This window comes from Vibrio genomosp. F10 str. ZF-129 (assembly GCF_000287055.2).
Classification (GTDB): domain Bacteria; phylum Pseudomonadota; class Gammaproteobacteria; order Enterobacterales; family Vibrionaceae; genus Vibrio.
Window position 1 is genome coordinate 36,065 of record NZ_AJYQ02000105.1, and the last position, 9,024, is coordinate 45,088.

Sequence of the window (9,024 nt, forward strand, 5' to 3'; positions counted from 1 at the left end):
ATTCTTCCCTTAGCATTGAGTTCAGTTGCGTTTAATAATCTTGATCGACGCAGTCGAACCGACGCGCAGTTGAATATTTTCTGGTACCTTCGTCAATTTCACTTTTACGGGAATACGTTGCGCTAAGCGGATCCATTGAAAATTCGGATTTACATTCGGTAAGAGATCGTTGCCTGTACTACCGTCTTGTTTTGCTATCCCATAACCTATGCTTTTGATTTCTCCCTCAAGCAACACGTCTTTGTGAGTCAGTAGGGTCACCATAGCGCGATCTTGCGGATCGACGCCTTGTAAATCGGTTTCTTTGAAAAAGCCCTCTATCCAGAAACTGTGTTCATCAATCAATGCCACCACTGGGCTATTGGCGATCACTTGAGAACCGACCCGTAAAGTAAAGTTGGTAATATAACCATCGGCAGGTGCATAGACTTTGGTAAAGGATAAGTTCAATTCGGCTTCGTCAACCATCGCCTTGGCGATCTCTTGATTGGCTTTTGCCGTTTCTACCGCAACCTCCAAATTGTTGAGCGTCAATATCGGTAAAGACCCAGGAGTAAGACGCTCTAGGTTAAGCGCCCTTGCCTCTTCATTTAGAGATTTTTTTAAAAGAGCACTGGCTTGGTGCAGAGACGCCTGCGCTTTATGTAGAGCCGTTCGGTAAACACTGTCGTCAATCTCAAACAGTAACTCGCCTTGTTTAACTTTGGAGTTATCTTGAATATGAACGTCGACGACCTGACCGGTCACTCGTGGCGTAATTTCAATAATGTACGCTCGAACCTGTCCATCTCTTGTCCATGGGTTTTCAGTATATAGGTTGTACTGCGTAATCAGGCCATACCCTGCTACTAACGCGAGTATGGTAGTGAGTAGATAACGTTTAATCACTGATTGTTCCTCTATAGAACAGGGATAAAATGGCTAATGACAACCATCAAGATAATCATGAGGCTTAGATCAACAATCGCTGGTGCAGCAAAATGTTTATACAAACCAAACTTGCTGCCGATCAGAGCGATCGTGCTGGTCAGGGCGTAAGCAAGCGCACTAACAAGCAGTAATGGTGGGAGGTATATCTCTCCGAAAATAACTTCATGGGGCATTGAATTCAACGTTTGCTCGGATACTTTTAGGGACATTGGGTGAAGAATACAAGCAGCGCCACCACGGCCTAACTCGCATATGATGGATGGCATCCTACAAATCTCCATTCACCCATTCACCCATTCACCCATTCAAAACAACACGACAACGTCTGCGGTGAGGCACACTTTATTCGTAGGGTTTGATCCTCTATTTGAGAGTTATCCGATTCATTATTGCTCATTATTATGGTGGCCTTGAAGCCAATTCAACGTGTTACTTGGCGGATGTTCATCTGAGGAAACCTTAATGAAAGGTATTATGTCTATTCAATCGCACTTTGTTTTCAGCCATAGCGGAAACAATTCAGCGGTCTTTTCAATGCAGCGAATGGGAGCAGAAGTATGGCCTCTACATATTGGCCAATACGCACACCATACTCACTGCGTTCCAGAAATGGTTGGACATCACTACGGCGCTAGCGATATAACCGAATTAGTGGCAGGTCTGGACAACATCGGCCAGCTCGATCGTTGCGCCGCGGTAGTGTCAGGCAACATCTGCACGGTTGAGCAAAGCAACGCGATCGCAAACGTCGTCAGCCTCGTTAAGCAAAAGAACTCACAAGCGCTTTACGTTAGCCATCCAATGATCGATTTTGATAATAATGAGCAGCCGATAATAAAAACCTCCGTAACCATAGCTCGTGACCTCTGTTTTATTGCAGATGCTTTGGTCATCGGTCGCGATGAATTAACTTGCCTGGCGAACATGGACATCGGCACGTTAGAAGAGGCGATAACAGCCTGCCAAAAAGTCATGGATAAAGGTCCGAAATTTGTTCTTCTGAAAAATTTTCCAGGTTTTGAGGACCTCAATTCAACCATGATGCTAAGTACCCCCAAAGCTTGTTATTTAGCTCATCGTCCTTATGTTCATTTTGATCAACCTGTGGTGGGCATCGACGAAATCATTACCGGCCTATTTACCGCCGGATTAGTCAAAGGAATGTCACCGTTTCTCGCTTTTGAGCATGCTAACAATGCCGCTTACGGTGTGTTAAAAATCACGGAAGAACTCGGCGGGTGGGAGCTGGACATCATTAGAGCACAAAATGAGTTTATTGAGCCCAGTTATCACTTCCATCCAATGAAAGTGGCGCCCAGTTAAAGTCGCGCTCAATCAAAACGGTATCTTAACACTGTACTTTAGCAAAGACGCTGGCTTTAAAGCGCAGTGAACCCATTAACATCACTAAAAGGAGTCGGTGATCAACAAAAGAGTCGAGCTATGAAACACAAAACATCGTCCCCAATATTTCTATTTCTCGCACTGTTGTTAACGGCGTGCAGCTCACCACACACCTTAGATACGCGTGTCACCGAAGACAACTACCGATCCGTTTCTATTTCGGCCACATCGAATAAAATAGAACAAGACTCGAAACAAACAGAAGAGCCTTACCGCTTTTGGTTTACTGAATCTTTAGATTTTCTCTACGATGAAGCAACTCAGTCGACGCCGTTGCATGTGGATGGTGATCGCTTGAATATTCTTGCTCTGTCAGGTGGTGGAGCAAACGGTGCATTTGGAGCGGGACTGATCAACGCACTGTACGACAATGAACAACTTGAAGACTATACCGTCATCACAGGTATTAGCGCTGGCGCTTTGGTCGCCCCGTTCGTTTTTGTCGGTGGCGAAGATATTCCAAGACTCAAAAAGGTCATGCTAGGCATCAATGACGCCATGCTGCTGGGTAAACAAAACTTCTTAAACACCCTTTTCAAAGACGCGTTCACCAATGGAGAAAGCCTCTATGATTTTATTGAAAGTGTCTATACCCCAGAAATGATCCAAAAAATTGCACTAAAACATCAATCTGGGCAACGCCTGTTTGTGGGTACGACTCAGTTTGACTCTGAAAGGCTCATGGTTTGGAACATTGGTCGCATAGCAGACAGTGACCTCCCCAGCAAAGTCGGCTTGATACACCAAGTATTGGCAGCCAGCGCTTCCATTCCTGGTGTGTTCCCACCTCAATTCATTGATGTGATTGAGAATAATAAACACTATGAAGAGCTGCACGTCGACGGAGGGCTGGCGACACAGATGTTTTTCGACATTGCACAAACAGATTTCACGAAAGTCAGTCAAGCGCTTGGCTTATCGACAAAACCCCAAGTCCATGTGATCCGCAATGGTGTCTTTAATCTGCCCTACCAAGCGATACCGGACAAAGGAATATCACTGCTGTCACGCAGCCTACAAAGCATGACCGTTAGACAAGCTAGAGGCGATCTCTACCGGATGATGTACTTCTCTCAGCTTAGTGATTTAGATGTGTCTTTCACTTACATGGGGGAGGACTTCAATGGCACTAAAGCGACAAAAGACATGTTCGACTTACAATATATGAACGCCCTATATGACTATGGTTATCATAAAGTGAACCAAAGTGGCCCTTGGACAACAGTGATCCCTTAACCCAGCAATGGATGCTCGCCCAAGCCAATTACGTGACTCAAATTTGGTACTAATCCCTCGGCCAGCCTAGCATTTTTGTTAATAGATGATATGTTCTAAAAAGGAATTTTATAAGAGAGCATGGGATATGAATTTTAGCCTAGAGCAACTTCTAGCATTTGTGACGGTATACGAGCAACTTTCTTTCAGCAAAGCCGCCGTCCAATTAAATAAACACCGTACGACCGTTGGGCAGGTCATTACCAATTTGGAAGACCAACTTGCTGTCTCTCTTTTTAATCGCATTGGACGCTCCGTCGAACCTACCGAAGATGGCCACTTGTTGTACCATTATGCCCGACAAGCGCTATCTCAAGCTCAAGTGTTTGATAAGGTGGCGCTAAGCCTTTCATATGGAACGATGGAAAGCATTACCGTTGCCTACCCTAGTATTTTACCACACCAGATTTTATCGAACATTCGAGTTCAACTCGCTAACGACTTTCCAATGATGCGAGTGAACTTCTTGGTCCGAACAAAACAAGAAATCAAAGAAGGGATAGAGAACGGTGACTTTCAATTTGGTCTGGTGAATATTCATAAAAGCTCTGCTATGCAGAATCTTGATACCACGTTTCTAGGCCATATTGAATTTGTCCCTTTTGTACAAAAAGGCAGTGAATTAGCTCAGCTACCTGACGATCAAGTGTTTGGCGCTTTACAGAGTAGCCGTCAGTTTGTTCTTAAATCTCTCGTTGATGAAGGGATGAAAGAGAAACTGTTGGTATCAGCCCAGCATGAAGACGTGGATCAGCTCGCCTTAGTGATTAAATTAGTTCAAGAAGGATTAGGTTGGGCATGGTTACCCAAAGCCCTGTCAGAATCTGAGTATGTAACCGATAACATTCAAGAGCTTAAAGTCAGTCAGATGAAAAATGGGTTTAAATTTCCGATTTCGCTATGGTCACCACACTCGAAGCAAATTGCGGTGGTTAGGCAATCCATTTCAAAAGCCATCGAACAATACATCGCCCACTTTCGACAATTACAAAACTAGCCCCTTATTTTCTATTTAGGCACAGAGTACCGAGTGATAGACGGGCTCGGTACTCTTTGCCTTTGGAGCTTTACTGTGCCTTTGGCGTCTTTCTCGTTTTGCTGCGCCTCAATCGCCTGGAGAGCGTTATCTGTCTTCAACGGTATCTCATTAAACTGACCTTTAAATCCATCCAAATAGCACACTTCACACTACCGCTTTACTGTCACCAAATGACCTATCACCCCCCTTATTGAGCGTCTATTCTTCTCATCACATTAACCCGCGATACTTTTCAAATAGATAGGGAGGTCTGCTTGAATCGTTAAATCGTACCGATTTACTCGCTAAAATATATTGATAGGAACATGATGAATAGAAAATTATCTCGCTTAATACTCTCATTAATAGCGGCAGGCTCGTTTTCTACCCACGCAGCAAGTAACCATTCTACCGACACCATAATCAGCACCACCGATTTAGAAAATCTCTATAATCTCGCAATTCAAAATGACCCGTTACTTCGCACCGCGGAGCTTACTCAACAGAAATCAAGCTTTGCAATTGATGGAGCGAAAGGACAACTACTGCCTCAAATTAATGCGTATTTTAACTTAAGTGCCTTCGTTGATTCAGACTCTGTAGAATCGACTTATGGTGGCAATGGTGCGATAGGTAATGTGGGCATCACCCTAAGTCAATCTATCTACACGCCCGCAGTACAGGCCGGTATTTCTATAGCAGGTAAAGACAATGAAAGTGCCGAACTTCTTGTCACTAAAGCGCATGAAGCACTCATATATCGAACGACAAAGAGTTACTTTGATGTGCTTAGAAACCAAGCATTACTCGACACGGCTAAAGCCAATGAAGAAGCGTTGGCGCAATACCTGAGCATCACTCAACACCGTAATAAAGCGGGCATATCTTCAGAGATAGATCTATTGCAAGCTCAAGCACGTAAAGACCAATCTGAAGTCGCGGTATTAGAAGCGGAAGTACAATATCAGCTTGCACTTGATTCTTTGCAAACTCTATCTGGTCAAGAGTTTCAAGCAGTTCAACCTTTAAAAACCGATTCTTATACTGCTCACTTTCCTAATTCAGCGTCTGGGATGTCTTGGCTTGACGCATCAATGTCCAACAATCGAGATATTCAACTGGCTGGGGTCGCTGTCGAACGAACCAAAATAGAATTAAGTCGAGCAAAAGCGGGTCACAAACCGACAATTTCACTGCAAGCGCGCTTAAACCAACGATTCCTAGGAGACATAGAGTCGACGGCATCTGGCAATAGTATTGATAACAATGAATCTCTAACTTCTGGTGATTTAGCGCTAGTGATGAATGTGCCTATTTACAGTGGGTCTTCGTTAACGGCTTTTGTCGATATCGCCAATAGCGATGTCGATATCGCTTACCAAATCCTAGAGCAATCGCGTCGTGAAACACATCAAAACATCCGTTTTGCGCTGCGTCTTGTTGAATCATCGATAAAGAAAGTAGATGCGTTTCAACGCAACGTAAATTCACAAGAAAAAGCACTCATTTCGGTTCAAAAAGGCTATGAATTGGGCGCTCGAAATATGAGTGAAGTTCTCGATTCCACCCGTGATTATTACCTTTCTGAATCACAACTCTACAACGCTTACTTTACCTATATTGAAAGCGCACTGCTGGTGAAATTCATTGCCGGTGAAATCTCAGATCAAGATATTCGTTCATTGAACGCCAGTATCAAAAAATAACCCTCATTTAGGAAAACCATAATGAATAAAACTCATATGCTTTGCGTATTAGCAACGGCAGTCTCAAGTATGTCTTACGCTGCTGGCGTTCCTGTTACCGCGAAGGAAGCAGAGCTTACGGCAATAAACCCTAGCAAAAACATTATTGCGCGATTCGAGTCTCAAGCACACACTTCAATTACGCCTAGAGTCTCTGGTTATCTTGTTGAACAGTCGGTAAGAGATGGGGCTATGGTTAAAAAAGGGGATGTACTGTTTGTCCTCGATAGCACCCTATATGTGCATAATCTGAGTTTTGCAAAAGCGCATGTTAAGCAGGCTCAAGCGGCCTATAAAAGTGCTCAACTGCATTATCAACGAGTGGTACAGCTACAGGGCCCAGGGGGCTCAACGCAGTCAGATTTAGAACTTGCACAAGCTCAATTAGACTCAGCGCAAGGCTCTTTAGTGGCGGCTGAAGTCAATTTGGAAAAAGCAGACTACGACATCGAATCGACAATAATCAGAGCCCCTTACGATGGTCAAGTCGGTAAATCCAAAGTGTCTATCGGCGATCAGGTTTCTCCTGCGTCTGGTGCGCTGATCGATATTGTTCAGTTATCACCAATGAATGTTACCTTCAACATGGATTATGCGACATATCAATCTTTTGAGTTGGATAATGCCGAGACGTCTTCAGTGAAGCTCACAGATAATCAAACCGCTACCGAAGTTAACTATGTCGCGAACAAAGTAAACCCAACCGCTGGGACTATCCAAGTGTCTGCGTCTTTTGATAATCACCTTTTGGGTTTCAAGCCAAATAACGTCACTTACGTCACCGTTGAAAACACTCAGTCAGTCTATGGCTTTTGGGTGCCCCAATCTGCACTTATGCAAGACATGACCATTCAATACGTCTATATCATTGATGACAATGGCACAGCACAACGTCGTAATGTTCAAGTCACTAAACAAGAAAAAGGACAAGCATTTATTACTGAAGGGATTGAGACAGGAAGCCAAATCATTACCGATGGCTTAATTCGCGTTCGACCTAATGCACCCGTTAGCGTGCAAAACGAGGAATAATTCATGTTGAGTCGCTTTTTCATTTTTCGGCCAAAATTTGCCTTTGTCATTTCGATTGTTTTAACCCTAATAGGGGCAATTGCGATCAAACTGATGCCAATTTCTGAATACCCTGAAATTACCCCCCCTGTGATTAACGTTGTCGCCTTGTACCCTGGAGCAAGTGCGGAAACCATTGAACAAGTCATCGCTGCACCAATAGAAAAAGAAGTCAACGGCGTTGATAAAATGCTGTATATGGATTCCCGTGCGGCCAATGACGGTACTTATATACTGAAAGTGACATTCGAGATCGGTACTGATCCCGATATGGCACAAGTCAATGTACAAAACCGCGTCGCCGCTGCCCTATCTGCGCTTCCTCCTATCGTGAACAACCTAGGTGTCCGAGTTAAGAAAGCGTCATCAGATACGTTAATGGCGATTGCGATTCATTCTCCAAATGGAAGTTATGACCGCCAGTATTTGGATAACTGGATGGCCTTGAATTTGGCTGACCGCCTTTCTCGCGTGGCGGGCGTGGGCGACATGACATTGCTCGGTACTGAGTATGCAATGCGAGTCTGGTTAGATGTCGACAAAATGACAGCTCTAGGGCTTTCTACTCGCGAAATCAATAACGCGATTAGCGATCAAAATAGCCAATTCCCCGTTGGTAAACTCGGCGCAGGTCCATTCGACGACGACCGCATGCTGCAAATCCCTTTGCTAAGTCAAGGCCGTTTAGAAACCGTTGAAGAGTTTGAAAGCATCATCGTGAGAACGCAAGCTGACGGCTCTAATATCTACCTGCGTGATATTGCGGATATTGAATTGGGTGACAATCGATACGAAACCAATACGGTACTTAACGGAAACCCAGCCGCATTAATGACGGTGTCTCTGGCACCTGGCGCTAATGCACTAGAAACAGGTAAAGGGGTGAAAGAGTTACTGAGTACCATGCAATTCCCCGATGACGTGACGTATGCATTCCCATTTGATGTGACTGAGTTTGTCTCAGACTCTATTTACACAGTGACAGAAACACTGGTTATCGCCATCATTTTGGTTATTTTGGTCACCTACTTATTTTTAGGGAGTTTGCGTGCGACCTTAGTACCAGCGATTGCTATTCCTGTTTCTTTAGTGGGTACGTTCTTCTTTATGCACACCTTTGGCTTTACGATCAATACCATTACTATGTTTGGCATGATCTTAGCGATTGGTATCGTGGTCGATAACGCTATTTTGGTTATCGAAAACGTCGAAAGTGTCATGCACAAAAACCCTGGGTTTTCATCGGCAAAAGCGACGTATGTGGCCATGCAAGAAGTAACGGGGCCTATTATCGCGTCGACATTAGTCATGCTTGCTGTGTTTGTCCCAATCAGCTTATTACCTGGAATCACTGGTGTCATGTTTGCACAGTTCAGTGTGACGTTATGCATCTCCTTGGTCATTTCAGCGGTGAATGCTTTAACCTTGTCACCTGCATTGTGTTCGCTGATCATGAAGCGTGAAGATCCAGCGAAATGGTTTATCGCTTTCAATCGTGGTTTTGACAAGATCACCGCCATTTACGGTAAAGCGGTTTCGATTGTTGTACGTAAAACAGCCGTACTCGCTATTGTCTTCGGC

8 protein-coding genes are annotated in these 9,024 nt (G+C 44.2%); 6 read left to right on the plus strand and 2 right to left on the minus strand.

From position 1 onward, the window contains the following. Positions 1-21: 21 nt before the first annotated feature. Together A1QO_RS12765 and A1QO_RS12770 are read right to left on the minus strand one after the other, a co-directional pair. On the minus strand, positions 22-888 hold the full coding sequence (locus A1QO_RS12765) for an efflux RND transporter periplasmic adaptor subunit (RefSeq protein ID WP_017041056.1): 867 nt from the start codon (positions 886-888) through the stop codon (positions 22-24). 11 nt (positions 889-899) lie between these two features. Then, the gene (locus A1QO_RS12770; RefSeq protein ID WP_026026599.1) at positions 900-1,112 is read right to left on the minus strand and encodes a DUF1656 domain-containing protein; all 213 of its coding nucleotides are present in this window, start codon (positions 1,110-1,112) and stop codon (positions 900-902) included. 280 nt (positions 1,113-1,392) lie between these two features. On the opposite strand from A1QO_RS12770, the gene pdxY reads away from it, so the two are divergent. From pdxY to A1QO_RS12800, 6 genes are all read left to right on the plus strand, one after another. Further along, positions 1,393-2,253, plus strand: a complete 861-nt coding sequence (gene pdxY, locus A1QO_RS12775) for a pyridoxal kinase (RefSeq protein ID WP_017041057.1) — start codon at positions 1,393-1,395, stop codon at positions 2,251-2,253. A 120-nt stretch (positions 2,254-2,373) separates the two neighbouring features. Next, positions 2,374-3,570 (plus strand): patatin-like phospholipase family protein, encoded by a 1,197-nt coding sequence (locus A1QO_RS12780; RefSeq protein WP_017039944.1) that lies wholly within the window; start codon positions 2,374-2,376, stop codon positions 3,568-3,570. A 127-nt stretch (positions 3,571-3,697) separates the two neighbouring features. Continuing rightward, positions 3,698-4,606 carry a LysR family transcriptional regulator gene (locus A1QO_RS12785; protein ID WP_017039945.1) on the plus strand — a complete coding sequence of 303 codons (909 nt, stop codon included), beginning with the start codon at positions 3,698-3,700 and terminating at the stop codon, positions 4,604-4,606. A 347-nt stretch (positions 4,607-4,953) separates the two neighbouring features. Beyond that, positions 4,954-6,333, plus strand: a complete 1,380-nt coding sequence (locus A1QO_RS12790) for a TolC family protein (RefSeq protein WP_241790451.1) — start codon at positions 4,954-4,956, stop codon at positions 6,331-6,333. 21 nt (positions 6,334-6,354) lie between these two features. Then, positions 6,355-7,404, plus strand: a complete 1,050-nt coding sequence (locus A1QO_RS12795; RefSeq protein ID WP_017035943.1) for an efflux RND transporter periplasmic adaptor subunit — start codon at positions 6,355-6,357, stop codon at positions 7,402-7,404. Between the two features lie 3 nt (positions 7,405-7,407). Further along, positions 7,408-9,024: efflux RND transporter permease subunit (locus tag A1QO_RS12800; protein ID WP_017041058.1), on the plus strand; the 1,617-nt coding region annotated here is incomplete at its 3' end.